At 69.5% G+C, this 25,509-nt stretch carries 28 protein-coding genes and 1 pseudogene; 18 read left to right on the forward strand and 11 right to left on the reverse strand.

Features of this window, described 5'->3' with window-relative positions; translation table 11 throughout:
• Positions 1-41 precede the first annotated feature (41 nt).
• The 3 genes from ACLML9_RS01750 to ACLML9_RS01760 all read left to right on the forward strand — a co-directional run bounded on the left by ACLML9_RS01750 (position 42) and on the right by ACLML9_RS01760 (position 1,784).
• The gene (locus ACLML9_RS01750; protein ID WP_265808188.1) at positions 42-251 is read left to right on the forward strand and encodes a hypothetical protein; all 210 of its coding nucleotides are present in this window, start codon (positions 42-44) and stop codon (positions 249-251) included.
• Positions 252-253: 2 nt separating this feature from the next.
• Complete coding sequence (locus ACLML9_RS01755; protein ID WP_411943791.1) at positions 254-946, forward strand: DUF2567 domain-containing protein; 693 nt, start codon at positions 254-256, stop codon at positions 944-946.
• Positions 947-1,253: 307 nt separating this feature from the next.
• On the forward strand, positions 1,254-1,784 hold the full coding sequence (locus ACLML9_RS01760; protein ID WP_411943792.1) for a DUF1353 domain-containing protein: 531 nt from the start codon (positions 1,254-1,256) through the stop codon (positions 1,782-1,784).
• Positions 1,785-1,986: 202 nt separating this feature from the next.
• On the opposite strand, the gene ACLML9_RS01765 is transcribed toward ACLML9_RS01760, so the two are convergent.
• Complete coding sequence (locus ACLML9_RS01765) at positions 1,987-2,745, reverse strand: NUDIX hydrolase (RefSeq protein WP_411943793.1); 759 nt, start codon at positions 2,743-2,745, stop codon at positions 1,987-1,989.
• A gap of 64 nt (positions 2,746-2,809) precedes the next feature.
• Here ACLML9_RS01765 and nadA point away from each other — a divergent pair, with 64 nt between their 5' ends.
• From nadA to nadC, 3 genes are all read left to right on the forward strand, one after another.
• A complete protein-coding gene (gene nadA, locus ACLML9_RS01770) occupies positions 2,810-3,865 on the forward strand; it encodes a quinolinate synthase NadA (RefSeq protein WP_411943794.1) in 1,056 nt (351 codons plus the stop codon).
• Positions 3,866-3,910: 45 nt separating this feature from the next.
• Positions 3,911-5,530: an L-aspartate oxidase gene (locus ACLML9_RS01775; protein WP_411943795.1), complete on the forward strand. Its 1,620-nt coding sequence runs from the start codon at positions 3,911-3,913 to the stop codon at positions 5,528-5,530.
• Positions 5,531-5,648: 118 nt separating this feature from the next.
• Positions 5,649-6,509 carry a carboxylating nicotinate-nucleotide diphosphorylase gene (gene nadC / locus ACLML9_RS01780; protein WP_411943796.1) on the forward strand — a complete coding sequence of 287 codons (861 nt, stop codon included), beginning with the start codon at positions 5,649-5,651 and terminating at the stop codon, positions 6,507-6,509.
• A gap of 485 nt (positions 6,510-6,994) precedes the next feature.
• On the opposite strand, the gene ACLML9_RS01785 is transcribed toward nadC, so the two are convergent.
• Positions 6,995-7,225 carry a hypothetical protein gene (locus tag ACLML9_RS01785; protein ID WP_411943797.1) on the reverse strand — a complete coding sequence of 77 codons (231 nt, stop codon included), beginning with the start codon at positions 7,223-7,225 and terminating at the stop codon, positions 6,995-6,997.
• A 412-nt stretch (positions 7,226-7,637) separates the two neighbouring features.
• On the opposite strand from ACLML9_RS01785, the gene ACLML9_RS01790 reads away from it, so the two are divergent.
• The 6 genes and pseudogenes from ACLML9_RS01790 (at position 7,638) to ACLML9_RS01815 (ending at position 11,815) form a co-directional block, all read left to right on the forward strand.
• Positions 7,638-8,717 (forward strand): helix-turn-helix domain-containing protein, encoded by a 1,080-nt coding sequence (locus ACLML9_RS01790; protein ID WP_411943798.1) that lies wholly within the window; start codon positions 7,638-7,640, stop codon positions 8,715-8,717.
• Positions 8,714-9,655 carry an inositol monophosphatase family protein gene (locus tag ACLML9_RS01795; protein WP_411943799.1) on the forward strand — a complete coding sequence of 314 codons (942 nt, stop codon included), beginning with the start codon at positions 8,714-8,716 and terminating at the stop codon, positions 9,653-9,655. Before ACLML9_RS01790 ends, ACLML9_RS01795 begins: the two co-directional genes overlap by 4 nt.
• Before the next feature lie 228 nt (positions 9,656-9,883).
• Positions 9,884-10,258, forward strand: a complete 375-nt coding sequence (locus ACLML9_RS01800; RefSeq protein ID WP_411943800.1) for a hypothetical protein — start codon at positions 9,884-9,886, stop codon at positions 10,256-10,258.
• Positions 10,259-10,398: 140 nt separating this feature from the next.
• Positions 10,399-10,842 (forward strand): annotated as a pseudogene (locus tag ACLML9_RS01805) (arylamine N-acetyltransferase family protein); the annotation flags it as partial.
• 116 nt (positions 10,843-10,958) lie between these two features.
• Positions 10,959-11,261 carry an arylamine N-acetyltransferase gene (locus ACLML9_RS01810; RefSeq protein ID WP_411943801.1) on the forward strand — a complete coding sequence of 101 codons (303 nt, stop codon included), beginning with the start codon at positions 10,959-10,961 and terminating at the stop codon, positions 11,259-11,261.
• Between the two features lie 83 nt (positions 11,262-11,344).
• The gene (locus ACLML9_RS01815) at positions 11,345-11,815 is read left to right on the forward strand and encodes a MarR family winged helix-turn-helix transcriptional regulator (RefSeq protein WP_411943802.1); all 471 of its coding nucleotides are present in this window, start codon (positions 11,345-11,347) and stop codon (positions 11,813-11,815) included.
• A gap of 28 nt (positions 11,816-11,843) precedes the next feature.
• On the opposite strand, the gene ACLML9_RS01820 is transcribed toward ACLML9_RS01815, so the two are convergent.
• Complete coding sequence (locus ACLML9_RS01820; RefSeq protein WP_411943803.1) at positions 11,844-12,161, reverse strand: hypothetical protein; 318 nt, start codon at positions 12,159-12,161, stop codon at positions 11,844-11,846.
• Between ACLML9_RS01820 and ACLML9_RS01825 the strand changes: the two genes are divergently transcribed.
• Positions 12,139-12,969 (forward strand): helix-turn-helix transcriptional regulator, encoded by an 831-nt coding sequence (locus ACLML9_RS01825; protein WP_411943804.1) that lies wholly within the window; start codon positions 12,139-12,141, stop codon positions 12,967-12,969. The two genes, ACLML9_RS01820 and ACLML9_RS01825, sit on opposite strands and share 23 nt — an antisense overlap.
• 93 nt (positions 12,970-13,062) lie before the next feature.
• On the opposite strand, the gene ACLML9_RS01830 is transcribed toward ACLML9_RS01825, so the two are convergent.
• Entirely contained in the window at positions 13,063-14,241 is a 1,179-nt protein-coding gene (locus ACLML9_RS01830) for a winged helix DNA-binding domain-containing protein (protein WP_411943805.1), read from the reverse strand.
• 89 nt (positions 14,242-14,330) lie between these two features.
• Here ACLML9_RS01830 and ACLML9_RS01835 point away from each other — a divergent pair, with 89 nt between their 5' ends.
• A complete protein-coding gene (locus ACLML9_RS01835) occupies positions 14,331-15,305 on the forward strand; it encodes an alpha/beta hydrolase family protein (RefSeq protein WP_411943806.1) in 975 nt (324 codons plus the stop codon).
• 14 nt (positions 15,306-15,319) lie between these two features.
• Here ACLML9_RS01835 and hisH read toward each other — a convergent pair whose 3' ends face one another.
• The 6 genes from hisH to ACLML9_RS01865 form a co-directional block, all read right to left on the reverse strand.
• Positions 15,320-15,952: an imidazole glycerol phosphate synthase subunit HisH gene (hisH, locus tag ACLML9_RS01840; RefSeq protein ID WP_030523770.1), complete on the reverse strand. Its 633-nt coding sequence runs from the start codon at positions 15,950-15,952 to the stop codon at positions 15,320-15,322.
• A 64-nt stretch (positions 15,953-16,016) separates the two neighbouring features.
• Positions 16,017-16,649 carry an imidazoleglycerol-phosphate dehydratase HisB gene (gene hisB / locus ACLML9_RS01845; RefSeq protein WP_411943807.1) on the reverse strand — a complete coding sequence of 211 codons (633 nt, stop codon included), beginning with the start codon at positions 16,647-16,649 and terminating at the stop codon, positions 16,017-16,019.
• A 2-nt stretch (positions 16,650-16,651) separates the two neighbouring features.
• Positions 16,652-17,827: a histidinol-phosphate transaminase gene (locus tag ACLML9_RS01850; RefSeq protein WP_411943808.1), complete on the reverse strand. Its 1,176-nt coding sequence runs from the start codon at positions 17,825-17,827 to the stop codon at positions 16,652-16,654.
• The gene (gene hisD, locus ACLML9_RS01855) at positions 17,824-19,161 is read right to left on the reverse strand and encodes a histidinol dehydrogenase (protein ID WP_411943809.1); all 1,338 of its coding nucleotides are present in this window, start codon (positions 19,159-19,161) and stop codon (positions 17,824-17,826) included. Before hisD ends, ACLML9_RS01850 begins: the two co-directional genes overlap by 4 nt.
• Positions 19,162-19,258: 97 nt before the next feature.
• Positions 19,259-19,705: a hypothetical protein gene (locus tag ACLML9_RS01860; RefSeq protein WP_411943810.1), complete on the reverse strand. Its 447-nt coding sequence runs from the start codon at positions 19,703-19,705 to the stop codon at positions 19,259-19,261.
• A gap of 604 nt (positions 19,706-20,309) precedes the next feature.
• Positions 20,310-21,884 carry a serine/threonine-protein kinase gene (locus ACLML9_RS01865; protein WP_411943811.1) on the reverse strand — a complete coding sequence of 525 codons (1,575 nt, stop codon included), beginning with the start codon at positions 21,882-21,884 and terminating at the stop codon, positions 20,310-20,312.
• A 290-nt stretch (positions 21,885-22,174) separates the two neighbouring features.
• Here ACLML9_RS01865 and priA point away from each other — a divergent pair, with 290 nt between their 5' ends.
• The 4 genes from priA to hisI are packed head-to-tail and all read left to right on the forward strand — an operon-like array spanning position 22,175 to position 24,926.
• Positions 22,175-22,906, forward strand: coding sequence for a bifunctional 1-(5-phosphoribosyl)-5-((5-phosphoribosylamino)methylideneamino)imidazole-4-carboxamide isomerase/phosphoribosylanthranilate isomerase PriA (priA, locus tag ACLML9_RS01870; RefSeq protein WP_364586697.1), 732 nt, complete (start codon positions 22,175-22,177; stop codon positions 22,904-22,906).
• A gap of 25 nt (positions 22,907-22,931) precedes the next feature.
• Positions 22,932-23,798 (forward strand): inositol monophosphatase family protein, encoded by an 867-nt coding sequence (locus ACLML9_RS01875; RefSeq protein ID WP_411943812.1) that lies wholly within the window; start codon positions 22,932-22,934, stop codon positions 23,796-23,798.
• A gap of 7 nt (positions 23,799-23,805) precedes the next feature.
• A complete protein-coding gene (hisF, locus tag ACLML9_RS01880) occupies positions 23,806-24,576 on the forward strand; it encodes an imidazole glycerol phosphate synthase subunit HisF (protein WP_411943813.1) in 771 nt (256 codons plus the stop codon).
• Positions 24,576-24,926 (forward strand): phosphoribosyl-AMP cyclohydrolase, encoded by a 351-nt coding sequence (gene hisI / locus ACLML9_RS01885; protein ID WP_411943814.1) that lies wholly within the window; start codon positions 24,576-24,578, stop codon positions 24,924-24,926. The genes hisF and hisI overlap by 1 nt, the downstream gene beginning before the upstream one ends.
• Positions 24,927-24,935: 9 nt before the next feature.
• Here the strand turns inward: hisI and ACLML9_RS01890 are convergent, their stop codons facing one another.
• Positions 24,936-25,427 carry a MarR family winged helix-turn-helix transcriptional regulator gene (locus ACLML9_RS01890; RefSeq protein ID WP_411943815.1) on the reverse strand — a complete coding sequence of 164 codons (492 nt, stop codon included), beginning with the start codon at positions 25,425-25,427 and terminating at the stop codon, positions 24,936-24,938.
• Positions 25,428-25,509: the final 82 nt, after the last annotated feature.

The raw sequence follows: 25,509 nt of genomic DNA on the forward strand, positions 1-25,509 counted from the left end.
TCGTCCGGGGAAGGACCGAGGTCGTGAGTACTGTCGGCGATATGGACGCGCGCTACAACCCGTTCACGGGCCGGCCGATCGTGCCCGGACTCGACGAACCGATCGCCCGGGCGGTGGAACTAGGGCTGGAACCGCCACGGTTCTGTGCGCACTGCGGCCGCCGCATGGTGGTGCAGATCGACCCGGACGGATGGTGGGCGACCTGCTCCCGGCACGGCCGGATCGATTCCGCCCGCCTGGAAAGGCGGTAGCGATGGCCGGGTGGAACCGGGCCGGGACGCGGCGTGAAGTGCGCGCCGCCTTCGTCCTGCTACTCGCGGTAATAGTGGTGAGCGTGCTGGTGGGGGCCCTGTGGGGGCTGCTGGCGCCGACCGAACGGGTGCTGGTGGTCGAGCCGGGTCGCGGCGCCGCGCTGGTCGGCGAGAGCCTGCACCGGTTCGACGCGACGGCGTTGTTCGTCGGCGCCGGGGCGGTCACCGGTTTCCTGTCGGCGGTGGCGGCATGGCGGTGGCGCCGGATGCGCGGTCCCCTCCAGTGCGCCGGGCTGCTGCTGGGCTCGGTGGCCGGCGCCTGGGTCATGGCGTGGTTCGGGAACATCGTTGTCACCTGGGACAATTCGCGACCCGAGGATCCACCGGTCGGTCAGATCGTCGCATTGCCCGTGGAGTTGGGCACTCAGCTCGCGCTGGTGGTGCAGCCGCTGCTGGCCGGATTGGTGATCCTGCTCCTGGCCGGACTGAGCCCGGCCGAGGATCTCGGGACCGGCTTCGCCAGTGCTTTCGGCGACTCCCGGCCCCAGCCCTACGCCGATCCGGAGTTCGAAGGCGTGGCGTATCGCCCCGGCCCGCCCGGCACCGCGGCATCCGCCGATCCGGCCCGCGCCGGTGCGCGGGCCGGGTTCGCCGGAGAGGCCGGCGGCGAGCCGCCCGCTGCCCCGCCGAACTGAGCCGCGGGCGCGGGGTCGAGACCACCACGGTCACGCCGAGCAATCGGACCGCTGTCGCGCGTGGACACACGCGGGGTCCAACGAAGGTGCGGCACGGTGTGATCCACCGGCAGCACTCCGGAATGCGCCGGCCGGCATGCGACGGATGCGCGGTGCGTACCCGGCCGATGGGTCGCGACAGCGCGGCCGGCCGGTACGAGGTGTTCCTGTGTCCCTGTGGTCGGGACGGCCGTGCGGCCGGTTATCGGGGTTGTCGCCAACGGTCGTAGGCTGAGCGAATCCGATGTGAAGACAGGGAGATTGCTTCGTGGGGTTCACCAGTGCGCTCGTGGTCGAGGAGATCGATGGGACGTTCTGGAAGGTCCGGGAACCGCTGGGTTACGCGGGTGCGGACGAACATTTCGAAGTGCCCGCCGGATTCCGGACCGATTTCGCTTCGGTGCCGCGGCCGGTGGTGTGGCTGATACCGCGCTACGGCGTGTACACGCGGGCGGCCATCCTGCACGACTATCTGCTCCGCTCGGAGTCGGTGAGCAAGGTCGACGCCGACGGGCTGTTCCGGCGGGCGCTGCGCGAATGCGCGGTATCGCTGCCGCGCCGCTGGATGATGTGGGCGGCGGTGCGGTTCGGCAGCCGGTTGCAGGGCGTCTCCCCGGCGGCCCTGGCGGCGTTCATCGTGATCGCGGTGCTCTCGATTCTGTTCCTGGTGATCCCGACAGTGGTGGTGACGCTGTTCCTGCTGCTGTTCTGGATGATCGAGGTGATCGTCTGGCCGCTGGACCGCGGGGCCCGGCGCCCGGAGAAGCAGCCGGTACCGCGGCCGGAGCTGCGGACCTGATCCCGCCGCTGCCCACACGAGCGGGACCCCGGTCCGCGCGGCCGGCTCGCCTGCCGGCTCGGTCGAGCCTGCGGTCGCCGCTCTCTCGGCGCCGCGGTGCCACAGACCCAGTAGCCGGGCAGGCCTCGGACTCGGCCGCGCTCAGGCTGCGCGATCCGCGGCTCGGTCCCGGGTCGCCGTGCCGGGGCGGCCGCGGGCGGCGTCAGGTGCGCGGCCGGAGGGCGGCGAATTCGTCGGTCACGCGCAGTCCGGAATCGCTGAACCGGTAGACCGAGGCGGGGCGTCCGCCGGCCCGTCCCGGCGCGGCGGTGTCCCCGGTGGGGGTGATCACCTTGCGCCGCGTCAGGACCCGCTGCAGGTTGGTCGTATCGACGTCGTAACCCAGGGCGGCGCAATAGATCTCCCGCAGCGTGGACATGGTGAACCGATCCGGCGCCAGGGCGAAGGAGATATTGGTGTAGGAGAGTTTCGCGGCCAGCCGCGCCCGGGCGTGTTCGACCACGGTGCCGTGATCGAACGACATCTCCGGTAGCGCGGCCACCCGGTGCCAGGAGGTGTCGTCCGGCAGGCGGGGGTCGGCGGTGAGGGGGACCAGGCCCAAGTAGGCCGAGGCGATCCGGCGCGGGCCGGGGACGCGGTCGGGGGCGCTGAACACCGACAGTTGCTCGAGGTGGTCCACCTCGCGTACGTCCACCTTCTCGGCCAGCTGCCGGCGCGCCGAGGTGTCCAGATCCTCGTCGTTGCGCAGCCGGCCGCCGGGGAGCGACCAGGTGCCGCGCTGCGGGTCCAGTGCGCGTTGCCACAGCAGGACCGCGAGTTCCCGCTGCTGGCGAGGCGGACGGCGGTCCCCGGCCGCTGCGCCGCCGTGACCTGCGGCGTTGTCGGCGGGGAAGCGGCGAACCTGGAACACCGCGGTGAGCGATTCATGGATGGTGCTAAACTGGTCCACGTTTTCGATCATAAGTCGAAAACCTGGTTGAGTGCGAATCGGCAGAGGGGCCGATCGCGCGGAGGAAGGAGCGACCATGGCGACGATGGGAGCCGAATTGGCCCCGGCGCCGGGTACCGCACTGCGGGAGCGGATCAGCGACGGGCCGTCGGGCTACACCGGGGTCGAGGGGACACCGGAATGGGCGGCCGAGGTGAAACGCCTGGCCCGGCAGCGCAACGCCACCATTCTCGCGCACAACTATCAGCTGCCCGAGATCCAGGACGTGGCCGATCACGTGGGCGACTCGCTGGCGCTGTCCCGGATCGCGGCCGAGGCGCCCGAGGAGACGATCGTCTTCTGCGGTGTGCACTTCATGGCCGAGACCGCGAAGGTCCTGAGCCCGGAGAAGACCGTGCTGATCCCCGACGAGCGCGCCGGATGCTCGCTCGCGGATTCGATCACCGCCGACGAACTGCGCGACTGGAAGGCCGAGCACCCGGGCGCGGTGGTGGTGTCGTACGTGAACACCACCGCGGCGGTGAAAGGGCTCACCGATATCTGCTGCACCTCGTCCAACGCGGTCGACGTGGTCGCCTCGATCGACCCCGGCCGCGAGGTGCTCTTCCTGCCCGATCAGTTCCTGGGCGCGCACGTCAAGCGCGAGACCGGTCGCGAGAACATGCACATCTGGATGGGCGAATGCCATGTGCACGCCGGGATCAACGGCGACGAACTCAACGACCAGGCCCGGGCGCATCCCGACGCCGAACTCTTCGTGCACCCCGAATGCGGCTGCGCGACCTCGGCGCTGTACCTGGCCGGTGAAGGCGAATTTCCCGCCGACCGGGTGCATATCCTGTCGACCGGCGGCATGATCGACGCCGCCCGCGCCGCGAAATCGAACCAGGTGCTGGTCGCGACCGAGGTGGGCATGCTGCATCAGCTGCGCAAGGCCGCCCCGGGTATCGATTTCCGGGCCGTGAACGACCGCGCCGCCTGCAAGTACATGAAGATGATCACCCCGGCCGCGCTGCTGCGCTGTCTGGAGGAGAACCGCGACGAGGTGCACGTCGATCCGGAGACCGCGGCGCTGGCCCGGAATTCGGTACAGCGGATGATCGAGATCGGCACCCCGGGCGGCGGGGAATGACGCCGGGCCGGGCGTGACAACGTTCCCACGGACGTGGAGTACGTGATGACCGATCAACTCGATCGCGCGTGGGAGGCCCGCGCCGACCTCGTCGTGATCGGCGGCGGGGTCGCCGGGCTCACCGCCGCCCGCGCGGCCGCCCGGGCCGGGGCGCGGGTGCTGATCCTGAGCAAGGGCGGCCCGGCCGATACCGCCACGCAGTACGCGCAGGGCGGTATCGCCGTCGTCGCGCCGCACGGGGATTCGGTGGACTCCCATGTCGCCGACACCCTCGACGCCGGCGGCGGGCTGTGCGATCCCGACGCGGTGCGCTCCATCGTCGCCGGCGGCCCGGACGCGGTGGCGGCCCTCACCGATCTCGGCGCGGTCTTCGACCTCGGCCGGGACGGACAGGTGTCGCGGACCCGGGAGGGCGGGCACAGTACCCGCCGCATCATCCACGCCGGCGGCGACGCCACCGGCGCGGAAGTGCAGCGGGCACTGTCGGCGGCCGGATTACCGGTGCTGTTCGGGACCACGGTGCTCGAGGTCGTCACCGGCGCGACCGGCGTCCACGGGGTGCTCGCCGTCTCCGACCGCGGTCTCGGCCGCGTGCACGCGCCCGCGGTACTGCTCGCGACCGGCGGTCTCGGGCAGCTGTACGCGTTGAGCACCAACCCGGCCGGCGCGACGGCCGACGGTGTCGCCCTGGCACTCTGGGCGGGCGCGGCGGTGGCGGATCTGGAATTCGTGCAGTTCCATCCCACCGTCCTGTACACGCCCGACGGTTTCGGACGGCAGCCGCTGATCAGCGAGGCGGTGCGCGGGGAGGGCGCGCGCCTGGTGGACGCGCGGGGTGATTCGGTGACCGCCGGTGCCCATCCGCGCGGTGATCTGGCGCCCCGGGACGTGGTGTCACGGGCCATCGCGGCGCGCATGCGGTCGCTCGGCACCGACCATGTGTACCTCGACGCCCGGGAGATCCCCGAGTTCACCCGGCGTTTTCCGACGATCACCATGTCCTGCCGCGCCGCGGGTATCGATCCCCGCCGCGATCTGATCCCGGTGGCGCCCGCGGCGCACTATCAGTGCGGCGGTGTGGTCACCGATCTGTACGGGCGTACCGGCGTGCCCGGGCTCTACGCGGCCGGAGAGGTCGCGCGCACCGGGTTGCACGGTGCCAACCGGCTGGCCTCCAACAGCCTGCTCGAGGGGCTGGTGATGGGCGAGCGGGCCGGGCTCGCGGCGCTGGAGCGGCTGGGCGAACCGGCCGGCGTGCCGGGCGGATCCGGGAAGGTCCGGCCGGTGCTGCCGCGGCCGGTACTCCAGCAGACGATGACCGAGCACGCCGCGGTCGTGCGCGACGGTGCCGGGCTGGCCCGGGCGGCCCGGCTGCTCGACACCGCGCGCGGCGAGGAGCCGGCCGCGTCGGCGACCGCCGTACCGGCGCCCCGATCCGGGACGCCCGCGGACGCCGTGGCCCGGGTCGAGGACGCCGCGCTCACCGTGACAGCGCGGGCGCTGTTGCTGGCGGCGCGGGTGCGCACCGAGAGCCGCGGCTGCCATACCCGCTCCGATCATCCGCGGACGGCGCCGGGCCCGGCACAGCCGATCATGGTGCGCCTCGACGAGGTCGGGGCGCCGCGAGTGGTCACCGAACCGACGCCGCTGGCGGCGCCGTCGTGAGCGGTCGAGTGGACTCGTCGTTCGCGACCTGTCGGCTACCGGAGCCGGCCGGTCCGGTGTCCGCCGCCGAAGCGATGCCGTGCGTCCGGTCGCCCGGATCGAGAACGAGGAGAAGACGATGACATTGGATCCCGGCCTGGATCCCGCGGAAGTCCGCGCTCTCATCCGTACCGCGCTGGACGAGGATCTGCGCTACGGGCCCGATATCACCACCACGGCCACCGTCCCCGCGGACGCGGCGGTGAAGGCCGCGGTGGTGGCCCGGCAGCCGGGCACCGTCGCCGGAATCGATATCGGGCTACTGGTACTCGACGAGGTGATCGGCGCCGACGGCTACGAAGTCACCGAGCGGGTGCCCGACGGTACCCGGATCGCGCCCGGGCAGACAGTACTGGCAGTGGCGGCCCCGACCCGCGGCCTGCTCACCGCCGAACGCACCATGCTCAACCTGATGTGTCATCTCTCGGGTATCGCCAGCGCCACCGCCGACTGGGTGAACGCGGTCGAGGGCACCGGGTGCCGGATCCGGGACAGCCGTAAGACGCTGCCCGGTCTGCGCGCCCTGCAGAAGTACGCGGTGCGCGCCGGCGGTGGCGTGAACCATCGCATGGGTCTGGGCGACGCCGCGCTGATCAAGGACAATCACGTCGTCGCCGCGGGTTCGGTGGTCGAGGCACTGCGGGCGGTCCGCGCCGCCGCGCCGGAGATCGACTGCGAGGTCGAGGTCGACGATCTCGACCAGCTCGACGCCGTACTCGGCGAGCAGGTGCAACTGGTCCTGCTCGACAATTTCCCGCTCTGGCAGACCCAGGCCGCGGTCCAGCGCCGTAATGCCGTCGCACCGGAGACGAAGCTGGAATCCTCCGGCGGCCTCACCCTCGATATGGCCGCGGACTACGCGCGGACCGGCGTCGATTTCCTGGCGGTGGGGGCCCTGACCCATTCGGTCCGGGTGCTGGACCTGGGCCTCGATATGTAGCGGTATCGGCACGGAGCCTCTTGCTTCCGGAGTGATCTTCGCCGAGTCACTCGGGTGTCAGTATCGGTGGGTACCACCCTCGATCCACGATCCAGACCCCTGACCACGGACAGTCGCCGCCTCGGTGTGTGGTGACCTGGTTTCCGGCTACCGACACCAAACTTCGGCATCCGCCGGGGCACTTGATCGCTTGGATCGGACCGCCCGGGTAGCCACCGGCCCGCAACACGATGCGCAACTGCCGCGTAGTGATATACGGCTCGCATTCGCAACGGGGCGTTGCGGCGGCCACCTGCATATCCACCCATGGGCAGGAACCGGACACGTTCCCGAAATGAAATGCGATCCGTCCAGCGATAACAGGTGCGCCGCGCAGGCAGAAGTCGGTTTCGGGGCACCGCGCGAGTGCCATCCCTTCCGAGTACCAGATCGGACCGAGCATATGCGCAGTCACCCATGGGCCGGTGTGGTGTTCGCACGCGATATCACCGCTCACGGCGTACCTCGTTCGAATGGATTTCACGCCAGCGGTCGATCACACGATCGATTTCCGATTGCAGTCGCATGGAATCGTGGTAGTCCACGGTCCGGCCTCGGCGACCGGGTTCGAGCGGAAGGCAACGGATCGCCTCTGCCACCCGCTCCAGCGCTGCGATATCCGTAATACGGTCGTTGCCTCCATACGTGCGGGCTTGTGTCAGTGCCACGTCGCCCACGGCCGGCCTTCGAGGGAGAGGCGGGAGCTCACGGCAGTCGGGTGTCACGGTGGAACGATCGTTGTCAGGTCGGGCTGAATGCGCTGGGTGGAACCTATTGTGCTGATGAGCCGAATCTTTCATCAGTTCTCGCCTCTGTCGTCGGCTGTAGATGTCCCGACAACGCTCGCATTCGCGCTCGATTTCGACACCTGCGTCGCGGTGGGTCGTTACCCGGGTTCCTGGGTTGCGCTGATCAGCGAGTTCATCCAATAACAGACCGCTTGCCCATCGTGATGGGTAATGTCGATCCACCGATACCGCTCTCGTTCTCCGGATTTGGAGGTTGCGCGCTGTGGAAGTTTCCTCGATGCCGACACATCGGGTTGCCGGGCCGGGCCCAGTACTCAGTCCGCAGGCACGAGGGCGCGAAATGGCGGCCCAGGGTAAAAAACTGTGGTCAGAGCTCAGGTCGGTAGCCGGCGCGGCGGCTGAGCTGATGTCCAGATATCCGGATGTGCCGAGCTTGCAGGCATACCGCTACGCCGCGGGTATGTCCCAGGACCAAGCCGCCGAGCGGTACAACACGGTGACCGGAAACCAGACGAGTCTGGGCGGCACTTCCATCAACGCGTGGGAGGCATGGGCTCGTGGCCGGGGACGTGGTTCGCCGCCCTCCATGTCGAGCCTGCTCATCTTGTGTACCGCGTACGGTCGCGGCCCACTCGGTGCGGCCGAGGAACATCTCACGCCGGCGGAGTTGATCGCCGAAGCCTACGAACGTCTGCCGATCGAAGAACAGTTGTCTCTCAGGCAATTCACAGCCGTGGCCGGCTCCTCGTCCGAACTCGAACCACGGCGAGCGGTCGCGGTGTCTCCGGCGATCACTACGCCCAGCGGAGCACCATCACAGGTCGGTGCGGAGTTCACCCTGGCTGTGCCCGCGATCCAATATGGCAACCCCGAAATCGTCGCGTTCACTCTGCCGAACCCACAGCCCGGTCGACTACTCGACCTGTCCTGGGAGACCTTCGGCTATGGGGTGCAACGGCTGGCGCTCCAGATCAAGAACGCCGGGCGACGATTGGATGTCGACCTGTGCTTCGGCGTCAACGAAGCCGGCCTCGTCATGGCGGCCTTTCTGGCCTCGAACAGCTTCTCCCGCTGCAAGATCGGATATTTGCGCTGCAACAAGGTTCGAGATGGAATCGATCTTGATGATGCCTCCTTCTTTCCGCCCGCCGAAGGCGCATCCAGCATCGTGATATGCGATTTCGAGGTCAAACATGCTGACGTCATCGGATACCTCACCCGGCGGGTGCGAGCCTTGTACCCGAAAGCCGATGTTTATTTCGCGGTCTTCGGCGCCATGACCAAGAGCCGTGATCTGCGGATCGAAAGCTTCGACGAATTGACCGGCAGCGCAATCATGCATGCCGCCGACCTGGCGGCAGTATTCATAGCTGCCACGATGAGTCCGCCCGGAATCGAGCCACCATTGGAGTTGCGATGACCAGTCCGGAAGGCGACGGTGCAAGGGGGCGTAGCGCGATCCCGGACCTGGGTGCGCAACTGCTCGATCTTGTGCGACGGATGATGGACGAGATCCGGCCGCAGCTGATCGATGCCGCGTTGTCCGGTCATCGGGCGGAGAACGAGAACATCCGCCACCGTGACAACTTCTTGTCCGACTACGACCTCTGGATGCACCGACGGTATAAAGAATTACTCGTCGAAACCATTTCGTCGTTCGTATACGCATCAGAAGAAGCCGACCCCGAAGTCATCGGTGGCGGGGATCCGGACCTCTGCGTGTTGGTCGATCCCCTGGACACCAGCGAACTAGCGGTGCGGGGTCTGCACGGATATACGCATGTCCTTGTCTACTCGCGATCCCTTGCGCGGCCGATCGTCGCCGTCATCGGGGATATCTTCCATCATGTCGAGGCGTACGTCGCGGCCAGAGATGACGTCGGTGTCGATGTCGCTTTCGCGGTTACTGCCGATGGTGCCGAGCACCGTCTGGACAAGCCGTCGGACGCATGTCTGCCCGACGCATTGGTCACCAATTACCTGATGCGCCCTACACAGCGGTTCGAGCCGCTCGCCCGGCAGCGCGCCTTCATCGACGCCCTGGGTGGCGACGGGAGAGCGAAAGGCCGCATCGGTGTCGATTTCGGATCGATCGGACTGTGCCATGTGGCGGCAGGTTTTTCGGACGCCATGATCGAGTTCGCCAAAGGATTCGCTATCTGGGACCTGTCTCCGGGACATTACATACTGCACTCGGCAGGTGGGACCGTGACGGATCTGGCCGGCTCGGTGCTCTCACTAGATTACGATCTGGGATCGATGGCGAACATCGATCAAGCTATGAGTCGGCGCCAGAAGTTCATCGCCGCCGGTAACCCGGCTCTGGCGGACGAAATACGTGGAACGTTGCATCTCTGACCCATCGGAGACGATGCTGCGATTCTTCAGCGGCTTAATCCTGAATATGGCCGGGGACTACGCGCGCGCCGGAGACGACGCCGGGATTCTCCCGCGGCCCCACCCTGAACATCACCGCGGACTACGCGCGGACCGGCATCGATTGCCCCGCGGTAGGCCGCCTCGACCCGTTCTGTCCCGGTCGATGATCCGATGGCGGCGACCGGGCCCTGCGCCTACCTTCGCGCGATGAGAAAGACCGGCCGCTACCGCGTGCTCACAGTGGGGGAGCAGCAATATTTCTGGAGGACCGCGCACCGGCATGTCCCCGGGTGCGAGGAAGTCCTGCGGCTCCGGCAGCGCGGGTCGGTCGCCGGCCTGACACTGGTCTTCCGCCCCGACGGTGAACGCCACATCCCCGATGGAGGCGTGTCCGCGGCCGGTGTCATCCGGATCGGTGACCGTTCGCTCAACCTGAATAGGCCCGGCGTGGTCCGGGCATTCGTCGACGGGGCCGTTCGGCGCGGCTGGATGGCAGCAGCGGGTACGGTCGGCCACCGCGACGGCTGGGCTCTCTTCGATGAGGCGTACGCCGGGACTGCCGGCAGCTCGACGGAGTCGTGAGCGCCGCCCCGGGCTCACCCGGCGTGTCGGAGCGCGTCCGACCCGGGCCGGCCGGCCCCGGGGTGCCGGTTTCCACGAGGCGCGGAACATCCGGCGCGTGCGCGCGGTTGCTCGTTCCGTACCCGGGCGAAAGGGATGACATGGCGAAACCGGCCGACGCCGCCTATCACTGGAACGGCGCAGCACTGGATCTGGACGCGTATCTGGCGCGGATCGGATACACCGGCCCGCGCACTCCGACACTGGCCGTGCTGCGGAACCTGGTGGCCGCGCACACCACGGCGGTGCCGTTCGAGAACCTGGAGGCGGTGCTGGGGCGGCCGGTGCCGCTGGATCTGGACACCTTGCAGGACAAACTGATCCGGCGGCGGCGCGGTGGCTACTGCTACGAGAACGTCACCGTGTTCGCGGCGGCGCTGGAGCGTTTCGGGTTCGGTGTCACCGGCCTGTCCGGCCGCGTCACCATGGGGTCGGGTGGGCTGCGCCCGGCCACCCACGCGCTGTTGCGGATCACCGTCTCCGACGACGACCGGGTGTGGCTGGCCGATGTGGGGTTCGGGGCCGGGCCGTCCGAACCCTATCCGCTGGTCGATCATCCGGAGGAGTTCACCCTCGGCGGCTGGCGGTTCCGGCTCGAACGCACCCGGGGGAGCTGGGTGGTGACGAGTGGGTGTTGCACCAGTTCGCGTCGGCCGGCTGGGTGGACCGCTACACCTTCACGCCGGAACCGCAGTACCGGATCGACTACGAGGTCGGTAACCATTTCGTCTCCACCTCGCCACGCTCGCCGTTCACGCAGCGGCCGTTCGTGCAGCGGTTCCTTCCGGGCGTCCATCACACGCTCGACGGCCGCACACTGACCACCGAATATCCGGACGGGACGAGTGATTCCAGGGAGCTGGAACTCGCGGAGTTGGCGAAGGTGCTCGGCGAAGTATTCGATATCGATATCTCGGACGGGGATGCCGAGGCACTGATCGCCGCGCCGTGGGCGACACGCTGACCGGCCCGGCCGGGGCGGCGCGCGATCCGCGCCGGGCAGCCGGTTTGTGGGAGTTGCCAACAATTGCTTGCTAGATTCCGGTGATGAAGATCGCGCACGAGGACGTCCCCGGCAGGCTGCGTTCCCTGCCGACCCGCCTGATCAACCAGACCGCGCTGCTCGCCGCCCGCGCCACCGAACAGGCGATGGCCGATACCGGATCGCGGCGATACCACTACGCCGTGCTCACCACCCTGCGGGAGTCCGGCGCCGCCAGTCAGGCCGAACTCGGGCGTCGCACCGGTATCGACCGCAGCGATATGGTGGCGGTTCTCAACGACCTGGTCGGCCGCGGTTTCGCGGAACGGGACGCCGATCCGGAGGACCGCCGGCGCAATATCGTCACCCTGACCGAGGCGGGCAGCACACACTTGGACGACCTGGACCGCCGGCTGGACCGGGCGCAGGACGATCTGCTCACCGCCCTCTCGGCGGCCGAGCGACGCACACTCGTCGGTCTGCTCACCCGGATCCTCGACGCGCATACGGAGTCCGCGGCCCGCGACCGGGCGTGACCGGAGCCGGGCCCCGGTACGGTTCCGGTCACGCCCGGTTCGCCGGTCCCGCGTCAGGGTTCGCTGATAGCCGCGTGCACACCGGATCCGGCCGGCGGGGCGGCCGCGGTACGGCCGTACCCGCCAGGAGCTGAGCCAGGCACAGACCGGCCAGCAGCCAGAGGACCGGCCCCCAGGAGCCGCTCCACATGTGCAGGGCGCTCTGCGTCGCGACCCCCGCACCCGCCAGCGCGTAGCCGATTCCGTGGGTCGTCGCCGACAACACCGTCACCGAGCCCTGGTCGGGCGCGCGCAGCGAGATCAGGCTCAGGATGAGCGACAGAGTGCCCAGTCCGATCCCGATCATCGCGGCCGCACAGGCGCCGAACGCGCTGTTCGCCCGGCACGCTCCGCTGGTTCACGGTGCCGCGCTCATCGAAGCGGGCCGCTATCGCCACGGCCGCCGCGAACTGCTCGCTGTCGCCGGGGGACACGCGCAACGGCCGATGTTTCCGACCACGATGCCGTACTTCTATCGTTACCTGGTCGACGGTGAACTCGCACTGGGGCGTGTCGACGCCGCCGAACAGACCACGCGCCAGGTCGAGAGCATCGCCGAGGCGATGCCGCTGTTGTCCATGCGCGCCGGTGACGCCGAATACTGCCGGGCCAGGATCCAGCTGACCTGTGGCGACAGCGCTACTGCCCGCGTCACTGCCGAGCAGTCCGTCGCCGCGTACGAGACCGCGGGAACTCCCGTGGAGGTCGCTCGCGCGCGACTGCTGCTCGGGCACACGCTGGCCGGCTCCGATACCGCCGCCGCCGAACGGGCATTCGACAGCGCGTTGAGCACCGCGGAGATCTGCGGGGCGGACCGGCTGGCCGAACGGGCCCTCCTGGGCTTGCACCGGGTGGGCGGAGGCCGATCATCGAGACGCCGCGACCGGCTTCCGGCGACCACGGACCGGCTCGGCGACCTGACCGAGCGGCAGACCGAAATCGTGGCCCGTGTGGTGCTCGGCCGGACCAACAAGCAGATCTCCGAAGAACTCCATGTCAGCGAGAAAACCGTCGAGGCCCACCTCACTCGCCTGTACACCGGACTCGGCGTCTCGTCCCGGGCCGAGCTGGCCGCCGTGGCCGGCGGCAGCTGGTCGACCGTTTCCGGCGGCTGATCCGCGCCGGCCGGCGCGGATCGTGGATCTCACCGGCGGTCGGGAAGCGGCGCAATGCGTGGCGGCCGCGTCGAACGCGCTGCGGGCGAAGTCTCATGCGGTGAGTTCCCGCTCCAGCGGGGTGCGGAACCGCGGGATCGGGCGCAACTCACCGAACCAGCCGGCGGCACGCTCGGCCTCGGCCGCCACCAGGGCCGCGCCGTCGGCGCCGATATCCTCCAGGAGCCGCGTCACGATCTCGCCGTCCTTGCGCTGGGCCCAGCCACCCACGATCCGGCCGTCGTACCAGATGGTCGGCCCGATATTGCCGTTGCGGTCGAACAGCCGCGGCTGATGTTCACCCAGATACCAGGCGCGCGACTGCCAGCCCATCGGAGTCGGGTCCAGGGCGGGCAACAGCGCGGCCCACGGCGGTGGATCGGCCACCGGTTCGAGGTCGTCGGCCAGGAGTACGCCGGCGCCACCGTCCAACTCGACCTCCACGGTGTCCAGCCCCGCCAACGCCTTGCGTACCTGACCCAGCGTCCACCCGGTCCACCATGTGATATCGCCGATCGGCGCCGGGCCGAACGTGCGCAACCAGGCCCGGATCAAATCGGTACGGGCTTCGTCGATTCCGGGTTCGGCAAGCGGTCCGGACAGCCAGGACTCCACCGGTGCCCAGGAGTACTGGCTGCTCGACCAGGTGCCGTTCGGCCGGGTCCGCACGATCCGGCCCTCGGTGCCGAGCAGTACCAGCACCCAGCCGGTGATACTCGTCGGCCGGGAATACGCCTTCTCCGGTGCCGTATTGATCTGCGTACGCAGTTCGGGGACGTCCTTGCTCAGCTGGGCCCCGGTCGCGCTGCCCCGGGCCAGGAGTGCCCGATGGGTGCGATCGGCGACATCGGCGAGCCAGCCCGCCGCGTCGCCCTCGCCGATGCCCGCCTGTTCCAGGTACCGCGCATAGGTTCGGAGCTGTTTGACAGCCAGATCGGTACCGCAGGAGGCGTGCAGCACGGGCACCAGCTCGACCGGTGCGACGAACATGGTGCGCCGCATGGCCAGCATGCGTACCAGCGACCGGTCCTCGTACAGTGCCCGCTCCACCTGCGCGGGGCCGAGGTTGTGACCGCGTGCCGCCACGGACAGGTGCACGGTGGCCGGGTCGGTGGCGTGCAGCACCACCAGCGACCGCACGATCTCGGCCGGGCCGGCGCCGCGGTGCGCGCCGGCGAGCCGGTGCCGGACACCGATCCGGGCCCGGCGCTGTGCGGTACTGATCGAATACATGGCCCGGATGCTAGCGGCGAACTCCGACATCCCGGCAGGTCCCGGCGCGGTTCCTGCGAATGTGTGCCGCGCCGTGGAATATTCGAAGGATGAGCAGACGCGTGATGAGCTTCCTGGCCGGGGTGCTGTTGGCGGCGTCGGCCGCGACGCTGCCGGCCGCCGCGCCCGCCGGCGCCACCCAGGCGTGCTCGGTGCAGACCCGGCCGGTCGCGGTACCGGTCGACGGTGAGCGGGCCACCGGCCTGGTCTACGAACCGCACGGCTGCGCGGTCGGGAATGCGCTGATCGTCGCGGCGCACGGACACAAGGGGTCGTCCGCGCAGTACGCCGAGTACGTCACCGCGATCGCCGCGCGGACCGGGACCCCGGTCCTGTCCATGGATATGAGGGGCAGTGCCCAGTGGCGTACAGGGGAGTGGAACCTGTGGGCCGGATGGCGGGACCTGGTCGCCGCGACCCAGTGGTACAAGGGCGCACATCCCGGCGTCGCGCGGACCATCCTGTGGGGCTGGAGCCAGGGTGCGATGACCTCCGGCCTGGCCGCCGCCTACGGCCCGGCCGGGTTGTTCGACTACTGGGTCGATACGTTCGGCCCGTCCGACCTGGCCACGCACTGGGCCGGGCCCGCGTCGGATTATCCCGCGCTGCAGGCGCAGATCCAGCGGGACGCGGGTGGCTGTGTCCCCCTGACCTGCCCGCTCGCCTATGCGGAACGCTCACCGGCGCTACAGGCCGGCCGGATGGGTATCCGGCATGCCTTCCTCATCCACGGCACCGCCGACGAGGTGGTGCCGTTCGCGGCCAGTACCCGGATGCGGGCCGCCCTGATGCTCGCCGGGAAACCCAGCACGCTGTACTCGATCGTGAGCGGGCGCACCCTGAACGGAACGGTCGAACCGGGCCGCCACAATGTCGGTCCGGCCCTGTTCGAGGCGGGTTGTGTGGTGGAGCGGCTCGCACTCGGGACCGAACCACTCGACGGAAATCGCGACTACGTGGTCGATGTCGCCCGCGGTGTCGTGGCCGCGCCCCCGCCGCCACCGAACGCCAAATGCGCCGCCTAGCGGTCGGCCGCGGCTCAGAGCGATTTCACCCAGTTGGACAGTAGCTGCGCCCCGGCGTCACCCGACTTCTCCGGGTGGAACTGCGTCGCCGAGAGCGCGCCGTTCTCCACCGCGGCCAGGAACCGGCCGGTGCCGTACTCGCACCAGGTCAGTCCGGGAGCGGCGAGGTGGTCGCTGGGCGGCAGCTCCCAGCTGCGGGCGGCGTAGGTGTGCACGAAATAGAAGCGGGTGGTGGGGTCCATACCCGCGAAAAGCACGCTGTCGGCCGGCGCGCTGACGGTATTCCAGCCCATATGCGGCAGCACCGGTGCGTCCAATTTGTCGACGGTGCCGGGCCATTCCCCGCATCCCTCGGTCTCCACGCCGAACTCGACACCGCGGTCGAACAGGATCTGCATCCCCACACAGATGCCCAGCACCGGCCGCCCACCGGCCAGGCGCTGCCCGATGATCCGTTCCCCGCGCACCTCGCGCAGACCGGCCATACAGGCGGCGAAGGCACCGACACCGGGGACCACCAGACCGTCGGCGGCGAGCGCGGCCTCGGGATCGGCGGTCACCTCCACCCGCGCCCCGGCCCGCACCAGCGCCCGCTCGGCCGAATGCAGATTCCCGGACCCATAATCCAGCAAAACCACCGATGTCATAGCTTTTCCTTCAGCGGTAGTACGTACGGCCCGCGGAGCCCGGAGCGGAGGCGGAGGGATCGCATCAGAGTGCCCCCTTCGTCGAGGGCACACCCTGGACGCGAGGATCGGGTTCCACGGCGGCGCGCAGCGCCCGGGCCACCGCCTTGTACTCGGCCTCGGTCACATGGTGCTGGTCGCGGCCGTAGAGCACCCGGACGTGCAACGCGATCCGGGCATTGAGGGCGATCGATTCGAACACGTGCCGGTTGAGCACCGTCGAATACGGCGCCCCGGGGTCGTTGCGGCCGCGGATCGGTGCGCCGGGGATGACCGCGTGCAGCAGGTGGTCGGGTTCGCCGGTGTGCACACAGTAGGGCCGGCCCGAGACGTCCACGGCGGCGTGCGCCAGGGTCTCGTCCATCGGGATGTAGGCGTCGCCGAACCGGCGGATGCCCTTCTTGTCGCCGAGCGCCTGTCCGAGGGCCTGCCCGAAGACGATCGCGGTGTCCTCGACGGTGTGGTGTGCCTCGATCTCGATATCACCGTCGGCGCGCACGGTCAGATCGAAACTGGCGTGGGTGCCGAGCGCGGTGAGCATATGGTCGTAGAACGGAACTCCGGTGGCGATATCGGTCTTGCCGGTGCCGTCCAGGTTCAGTTCCACCACGATGGCGGATTCCTTGGTGGTGCGCTCCACCCGTGCGGTTCGGTTCATACTCACTTCCGTCTCGGTGCTCGGCTGTGCGCTGTCGGTTCGGTGGCGGACAGTTTCGCGCTGACCCGCAAGAATTCGTCGTTCTCCGCGGCCAGCCCGATGGTGGTGCGTAGATAACCGCCGATCCCGACATCGCGGATGAGCACGCCTTCGTCCAGGTAGTGCTGCCAGGCGCGCGCGGCATCCGCGAACTTCCCGAACAGCAGGAAGTTCGCGTCACTGGGGACCACCTCGTACCCCATCTCGGTCAGCGCCCGGGCGACCCGGTCACGTTGCGCGGCCAGTTCGGCGACGCTCGCCAGTGTCTCGTCGGCATGGCGCAGCGCGGCCCGCGCCGCGGCCTGGGTGACCACCGACAGGTGATAGGGCAACCGCACCAGCAGCAGCGCGTCGATGACCGCGGGCGCGGCGACCAGATAGCCGAGGCGGCCGCCGGCGAACGCGAACGCCTTGCTCATCGTCCGGCTGACCACCAGCTTGGCGGGGTATCGGTCGATCAGGCCGACGGCGCTGGGCGCCGCGGAGAATTCCGCGTAGGCCTCGTCCACGATCACGATTCCGGGCGCGGCGTCGAGGATCCGGGCCAGATCCGCGGGCGCGATACTGTGCCCGGTGGGGTTGTTCGGGCTGGTCACGAAGACCACGTCGGGCCGCCGTTCGGCGAGGGCGGCGAGGGCGGCGTCGATATCGATCGCGAAATCGGCGCCCCGCTTCGCCTCCACCCATTCGGTATCGATGCCCTCGGAGATGATCGGGTGCATCGAATAGGAGGGCACGAAACCCAGTGCCCGCCGGCCGGGCCCGCCGAACGCCTGCAGCAGCTGCTGCAGGATCTCGTTGGATCCGTTGGCCGCCCACACATTGGCCGCGTCCACCGCGACCCCGGTCTGCCGGGTGAGGTAGGCGGCGAGATCGGCGCGCAGGGCCACCGCGTCGCGATCCGGGTAGCGGTGCAGATCGGCGGCCGCGGCCCGGACCGCCTCGGCCACATCGTCGATCAGCGCGCGGCTCGGCGGATGCGGATTCTCGTTGGTGTTGAGCTGCACCGGCACGCTGAGTTGCGGTGCGCCGTAGGGGGATTTGCCGCGCAGGTTCTCCCGCAGCGGGAGCGCGTCGAGACCGATGGCGGATCCGGGAATCGCGGTCGTGGTGGTCGCCGCGGCGTCGGGTGCGGTCACGACAGCGCCTCGAAACGCGCGCGGACGGCCTGACCGTGGGCGGGCAGATCCTCGGCATCGGCCAGCGCGACCACATGTCCGGCCACATCTTTCAGGGCCGTCTCGCTGTACTCCACCACGTGGATTCCGCGCAGGAAGGTCTGCACGCTGAGCCCCGACGAATGCCGGGCGCAACCGGCCGTGGGCAGCACGTGATTGGATCCGGCGCAGTAGTCGCCCAGACTGACCGGGGCGTAGGGGCCGACGAAGATCGCGCCCGCGCTGCGCACCCGGGCGGCCACGGCCGCGGCGTCGGCGGTCTGGATCTCGAGGTGTTCGGCGGCGTAGGCGTTGACCACCCGCAGGCCCTGGTCGATATCGTCGACCAGCACGGTGCCCGATTGTGTCCCGGTCAGCGCGGTGGTGACCCGCTCGGCGTGTTTCACCACGGTCAGCTGCGCGGTCAGCGCCGCGTCCACCGCATCGGCCAGTTCGGGGCTGTCGGTGACCAGCACACTGGCGGCGAGCACATCGTGTTCGGCCTGGCTGATCAGGTCGGCGGCCACATGGACCGGATCGGCGGTGGCGTCGGCCAGCACGGCGATCTCGGTGGGACCGGCCTCGGCGTCGATCCCGACCAGGCCGCGGCAGAGCCGTTTGGCGGCGGTCACGTAGATATTGCCGGGACCGGTGATCAGGTCGACCGGCAGCAGCTCGGCGCCGTCGGTATCGGTGCCGCCGTAGGACAGCAGCGCCACCGCCTGCGCCCCGCCGACCGCCCATACTTCCTCGACGCCCAGCAGCCGGGCGGCGGCCAGGATGGTGGGGTGCGGGAGCCCGCCGAACCGCTGTTGCGGTGGCGAGGCCACCACCAGCGACTCCACTCCGGCGGCCTGGGCCGGGACCACGTTCATCACGACGCTGGACGGGTAGACCGCGTTACCGCCGGGCACGTACAGCCCGACCCGCTCCACCGGAACCCAGCGCTCGGTCACGGTCCCGCCCGGCACCACCTCGGTGGTGGTGTCGGTGCGCCGCTGATCGGCGTGCACCGCGCGGGTGCGGTCGATCGCGACCTCGAGCGCGACGCGTACCGCCGGATCGAGCTCGTCCAGGGCCGCGACGAGCCGCTGCGCCGGGACACGGACGGAGTCCGGGGTCACACCGTCGAATTTCGCGCCGAATTCCAGCGCCGCGGCCGCGCCGCGGTCGCGGACGGCCTCCACCACGGGCCGCACCTGATGCAGTACCGAGTCCACATCGACACCACCGCGCGGGAGCGCGGTGCGCAGTTGCGCGGTCGTGGGAGTGCGACCGCGCAGATCCACGCGGGCGAGCTCGATACGGGATGTCATGGTGGTTTCGGTCCTCGTCTTCGGCCTGGTTACATCAGCACAGGGTGCCGTTCCAGCCTAACGGGCCGTTACTACCGAATATTTGTGTGGTCGGTGATCAGGAGATCCGTGTGTAGATGAAATCGAGCCGGTGCTCCCAGTTGCGCGGGTCCAGTTCGGAGTCCGAGCGCTCCCAGGTGGCGCGGAATGTGGTTTCCGTCTCGTCCAGGTTCCCGGTGAACCGCTGGGAATGGCCGGGCGCATCGCGCCACACCCGCCACAGCGGCCCGTCGAAGGACCCCTGGTAGACGCGGTGCTCGCCGAACTGGTCGTAGTGCAGGATGACAAGGCGCTCCTGGTACAGATCATCGGCGCCGACGAGCCACGTCCAGCTGACCCCGGGATCCGGGACCGTGTAGCGGACCGTCAGGAACCGTGCGTCGGGCATCCACCCGATCGCCGTGAGCCCGGTGATATCGGGGTGCAGACTCGTGGTCGTCTTCCAATCACCGACCATCCTGGCCATCGCGGCCAGCGCCGACTCGGTCATCTGCGCGTCTCCCATCGGTGGAGCGAACTCGGATGTTCAGCTGCAGCGGCGACGCAGTTCCGGGACCCCTTCGCCCTCGAGTTCGTCGAGGACCACCGGACGGCCCACCATTGCCAACGCTAGCGCCTCCGCCCGGCCCCGTACCGGAGGACCGGACCCCTTGACCCAGTCGAAATCTGTCGCGGCGAACTGCAACCCCTTCGTATACCGCCACCGGCGGGCGAACGGATCGGGGCGGGCGTACCTCCGCCTTCGCTCCGGCCGTGCGCGTCCACATACCGACCCCTCCGTCCAGACCGCCACCCGGCGCCCACCTCGTCGAGCACGGCGCGCAACCGGTCGGCGGGGATCTCGCGGGCCCGGCCGAGCGGGCGGCGGATGTCCTGCTGGTGGACGAACAGGTCGGCGAGACCGAGCCGGGGCCACCAGCGCGATACCGATCCCGGGGCCGCGGCGAACTCCGCAGGCCGGTGCACAGGGTCGGCGCATCCCACTCCGCCTCGGACAGCTCCCGCAGCAGGGCGGTCATCTCGGCGCGCTCGTCGGCGAGCATCCCCCGAATACCCATGTCGCACACCATAACCCGGCCGGTCTCCGGTGCCCCGGAGCCGACCGGCGGTCAGCGGGTATCGCTGTCGATCAGCAGACTGCCGCCGGAGCTGATGATCCGCAGGGTCGGCGTACGGGTCTGGCCGCCGTAACTGAGATCGTTCACCCGCATATCCACCGAACCGTCGGGGTTGTTGCCCTTGTACGCCTCGATCCGGCTGAAATTCTGCACGGTGCGGGTCGACCAGTACTGCTGGAACTCCTGCTGGCTGCCGTACACCTGCTGGGCGGCCGGGGTCAGCAGCGACCAGGATCCGGCGGGATCCAGATAGAACTGCTCGATCAGCTGTCCGGCCTGCACCCATTCGACCGAGCCGGTGCTGGGCGTGGCACCGGCCGCGGGACTGTTGGCGGCCGGGGTGTCGGGCGAGTTCGAGACGGTGGCGCTGGTCGTGGTGTCCGCCTGTGCCGAACCGCTGTCACCCGAATCGGAGGAGTTGAAGAACAGCACCCCGCCGACGACCGCGGCCCCGGCGATACCGCCGATGACCACCGCACGTTTGACTCCGCCGTTACCGCCCGTTTTCCGCGCGACCGGCTGGGTGCTCGTGGGCGGATGGTTCGCCGGCCGACGCGGTGGCCGCGAGTCCTGCCCGTTGCGTCCCGCCGACCGTGGTTCCGGCCGGCGCCGCGGCCGGGGATCCTCGGCCGGGCCGCCGTAGCGGCCGGGAGCCGGCGATTCCATCGTGCTGACCGCGGCGCCGCCGTGGCCGTTGCCGCCGTGGCCGTTGCGGTCGAAGGCTTCGCGCGCCGGTACGAAACCGCCGTGCTCGCCCGCCGAGTTCTCGAACCCGGCGAACCGGGACAGCGCCTCCCGGGCCTCGCGCATGGTCGGCCGGTCCTGCGGATCCGAGCTGAGCAGATCCAGCACGAAATCGGTGGCGGGACCCGCGTTCTGCGGTTCGCTCACCTGGCCGTTGGCCGCCGCGTAGAGCACTTTGAGCGGATTACCGGACCCGAACGGCGGCTCACCCTCCAGCGCGTGGAAGAGCGTGGCGCCGAGGGCGAAGACGTCCGCGGCCGGTGTCGGATCGGCGCCGCGCGCCACCTCCGGCGCGAGATACGCGGCGGTTCCGCAGATCAGGCCGGTTTCGGTGAGCGTGACATCGCCGGTGGCCCGGGAGATACCGAAATCGGTGATCTTCACGGTGCCGTGATCGTCGAGCAGCACATTGCCCGGTTTCACATCGCGGTGCACGAGGCCGGCCTGATGCGCCGCGATGAGCGCCGCGGCCACCTGTTCGCCGATCCGGGCGACCTGCGGTAGCGGTAGCGGTCCCTGCGCCGACAGCACCTGCGCCAGGCTGCGGGATTTCATGTACTCCATCACCAGGCACGGATCGCCGCCGTGCTCGGTGATGTCGAAGACCACGATGGCATTCGGATGCTGGAACCGGGCCGCGTTGCGGGCTTCCCGGGTCGCTCGCTGCCGGAGCACATCGCGCTCCGCGGGCGGCAGACTGGGTTTGATGTGGATCTGCTTGATCGCCACCGACCGTTGCAGACGCTCGTCGACGGCACGCCAGACCACGCCTGTGCCGCCGCTACCAATCTGCTCGACCAGGCGGTAGTGATCCGCGATCAACTGACCGGTATCGATGGCGCCTACTCCGAACCTTCTCGAAATCGTGACATGCCGCGTCCTTGACCACTCACGCGTTCGGGACGAGTGTAGCGGGCACCTCGACCGCCCCAGTGGGTGATGTCACCTTAGCGGGCGGCCGTTCGCCGGTGCGAGCCGGCCGGAGGGTGTGCGCGGGCGTCCGCCCGGACGGCCGGCGAACACCGGGCGAACCGGTCCGCCGCCACCTCCGGTCCGGTTGTGCGTGGACTGCGGATGGGTCGCGCCCGGCCGTACCTACTAGGCTGTTCCGAGTGAGTCTTGTGCTGCTGCCCGCTGTCGATGTCGCCAATGGAGAGGCCGTCCGCCTGGTACAGGGCGCGGCGGGCAGCGAAACCAGTTACGGTTCGCCCCGCGATGCGGCGCTGGCGTGGCAGGAGGACGGCGCCGAATGGGTCCATCTGGTCGATCTGGACGCCGCGTTCGGTCGTGGCTCCAACCGTGAACTGCTCGCCCGGGTGGTCGGCGAACTCGATGTCGCCGTCGAACTGTCCGGCGGGATCCGCGACGACGAATCGCTGAAGGCCGCGATGGCCACCGGTTGCGCCCGGGTCAACCTCGGCACCGCCGCCCTCGAGGACCCGCAGTGGTGTGCACGGGCGATCGCGGAGTACGGCGAGCGGGTCGCGGTCGGACTGGATGTGCAGAAGGTCGACGGGGAGTACCGGTTGCGCGGGCGCGGCTGGGTCAGCGACGGCGGCGACCTGTGGGAGGTGCTCGAACGCCTGGAACGCGACGGTTGCTCCCGGTATGTCGTCACCGATGTCACCAAGGACGGCACCCTCACCGGGCCGAACCTGGACCTGCTGCGCGAGGTGTGCATGGCCACCGAAGCGCCGGTGATCGCCTCCGGCGGGGTGTCCGCCCTGGCCGACCTCACCGCGATCGCCGACCTGGTGCCCGACGGTGTGGAGGGAGCGATCGTGGGCAAGGCCCTGTACGCGGGCCGGTTCACCCTCCCCGAGGCGCTGGCCGCCGTCCGTTGAACCGCGACGACCGGGGGCCGAGACGATGACCGGAACAGATAGCGAACTGGCCACTCTGCTGGCCACCGCCGCCGAAATCCTCGACGGGGTGAGCGGCCGTTTCCTTGAGGGCCGGGGCGCACCCAGTGCGGTGGCCAAGGGGTCGCGGGATTTCGCGACCGAACTCGATCTGGAACTCGAACGCACCATTTCCGCCCGGCTCGTCGACCGGACCGGGATCGCGGTGCACGGCGAGGAATTCGGCGGGCCCGCGCTCACCACCGGTACCGCGTGGGTGCTGGATCCCATCGACGGCACCTTCAACTATTCGAACGGGCACCCGCTGACCGGCACGCTGCTGGCGCTGGTCCGCGACGGGGAGCCGGTACTGGGCCTGGCGTGGTTCCCGCCGCTGGGCCGCCGGTACGCGGCGGTCGCGGGCGGTCCGCTGTTGCTCGACGGTAAACCGCAGCCGCCGCTGGCCCCCACTGTGCTCGACGAGGCGATGATCGGGTTCGGGGCCTTCAATATCGAATCCACCGGGCGGGTGCCGGGTCTGTTCCGGCATCGGGTCCTCGGCACGTTGAGCGCGCTGTCCTCGCGGGTGCGGATGCACGGGTCCACCGGTATCGACCTGGCCTTCACGGCCGAGGGCACGCTGGGCGGGGCGATCGTCTTCGGGCACCACCCGTGGGACAACGCGGCCGGTGCGCTCATGGTGCGGTGCGCGGGCGGAGTGGTGACCGACCTCGAGGGCATGGACTGGACCATCGAATCCGGTTCGGTGCTGGCGGCCGCGCCGGGTGTGCACGCCGAACTGCTGGATATGATCGCCGCGACCCGGGGCAGCGGGTACACCGCCGTCTCCGACCGGGTGGATACGGCCGGTCCGCGCGGCGAGGAGGAGAGATGAGGAATCCATGCTTGCTACTCGGGTGATTCCTTGCCTGGACGTCGATTCCGGACGTGTGGTCAAGGGTGTGAACTTCCAGAACCTGCGGGATGCCGGTGACCCGGTCGAACTTGCGGCGGCCTACGACGCCCAGGGCGCCGACGAACTCACCTTCCTCGATGTCACCGCCTCCAGTGGCGACCGCGGCACCATGCTCGACGTGGTGACCCGCACCGCCGAGCAGATCTTCATTCCGCTCACCGTCGGCGGCGGGGTCCGCACCGTCGAGGATGTGGACCGGCTGCTGCGTGCGGGAGCCGACAAGGTCTCGGTGAACACCGCCGCCATCGCGCGACCCGAGGTGCTGCACGAGATGTCGCAGCGATTCGGGTCGCAGTGCATCGTGCTGTCGGTGGACGCCCGGACCGTGCCCGACGGGGAGCCGGCCACCGCTTCGGGCTGGGAGGTCACCACGCACGGCGGGCGGCGCGGCACCGGAATCGACGCGGTCGAATGGGCGATCCGCGGCGCCGAACTCGGGGTGGGGGAGATCCTGCTCAATTCGATGGACGCCGACGGCACCAAGGCCGGTTTCGATCTGCGGATGATCGGCGCGGTGCGGGCGGCGGTCTCGATCCCGGTCATCGCCTCCGGTGGCGCCGGTGCGGTGGAGCATTTCGCCCCGGCCGTGCAGGCCGGTGCGGACGCCGTGCTCGCCGCGAGCGTGTTCCACTTCGGCGATCTGACCATCCCGCAGGTCAAGGACGCCATGCGGGCGGCGGATCTGGTGGTGCGGTGATGGACCAGATCCTCGATCCGGCGATCGCCGCGCGGCTCGAGCGCAACGAGGCCGGGCTGGTGGCCGCTGTCGCGCAGCAACGCGGCACCGGCGAGGTGCTGATGATGGCCTGGATGGACGACCAGGCGCTGGCGCGCACCCTGGCCACCCGCCGTGCCACGTACTATTCACGGTCCCGGCAGCAGTACTGGGTGAAGGGCGAGACCTCCGGGCACACCCAGTACGTACACGAGGTGCGGCTGGACTGTGACGGCGACACCGTGCTGCTGATCGTCGACCAGGAGGGCGCGGCCTGCCATACCGGTACCCATACGTGCTTCGACACCGATGTACTGCTGGGCGGAGAGTAGGCCGGCGGGTCAGCGCCGCGAATCTGAGGCGGTGGCCTGACCGGACCGCCCCAGTACCGTCCCCAGATGGGTGGTGAGGGTTTCGCCGAGATCGGCCAGGGCCGCGGTCTGTTGGGCATCCAGGCCCTCGAACACCAACCGGCGCACGACGTCCATATAGCCGGGCGCTGCCTCCACGACCTTCTGATGGCCCTCGTCGGTGAGCAGGGCCAGCACCCCGCGCCGCCCGGGGGCCGCCGTGCGGGTCGCCCACCCCATGCGCTCGAGCTTGGACACCACATGCGACAATCTGGATAGCGATGAGTTAGCTCTTTGTGCGAGTTCGCTCATCTGCAGCCGCCGGTCCGGCGCCTCCGAGAGCAGGGTGAGCACCCAGTACTCGAAATGAGTGACACCGGATTCCCGCTGCAGGTCGGTGTCCAGAGCCCCCGGCAGGCGGTTCAACAGTGCGACCACCGCGCGCCAGGCGCGTCCTTCGACCGGGTTCAGCCAATCCGTCACTTGTCCGCCTTCTCTCCACCCCGGCGACGATTGCGGCAGTGGTCGCTCGGCTATGGAGAGTTTGCCACGACTTCGCTCGGTC

This window comes from Nocardia sp. NPDC002869 (genome assembly GCF_046764065.1).
Taxonomy (GTDB): Bacteria; Actinomycetota; Actinomycetes; order Mycobacteriales; family Mycobacteriaceae; genus Nocardia; species Nocardia rhamnosiphila.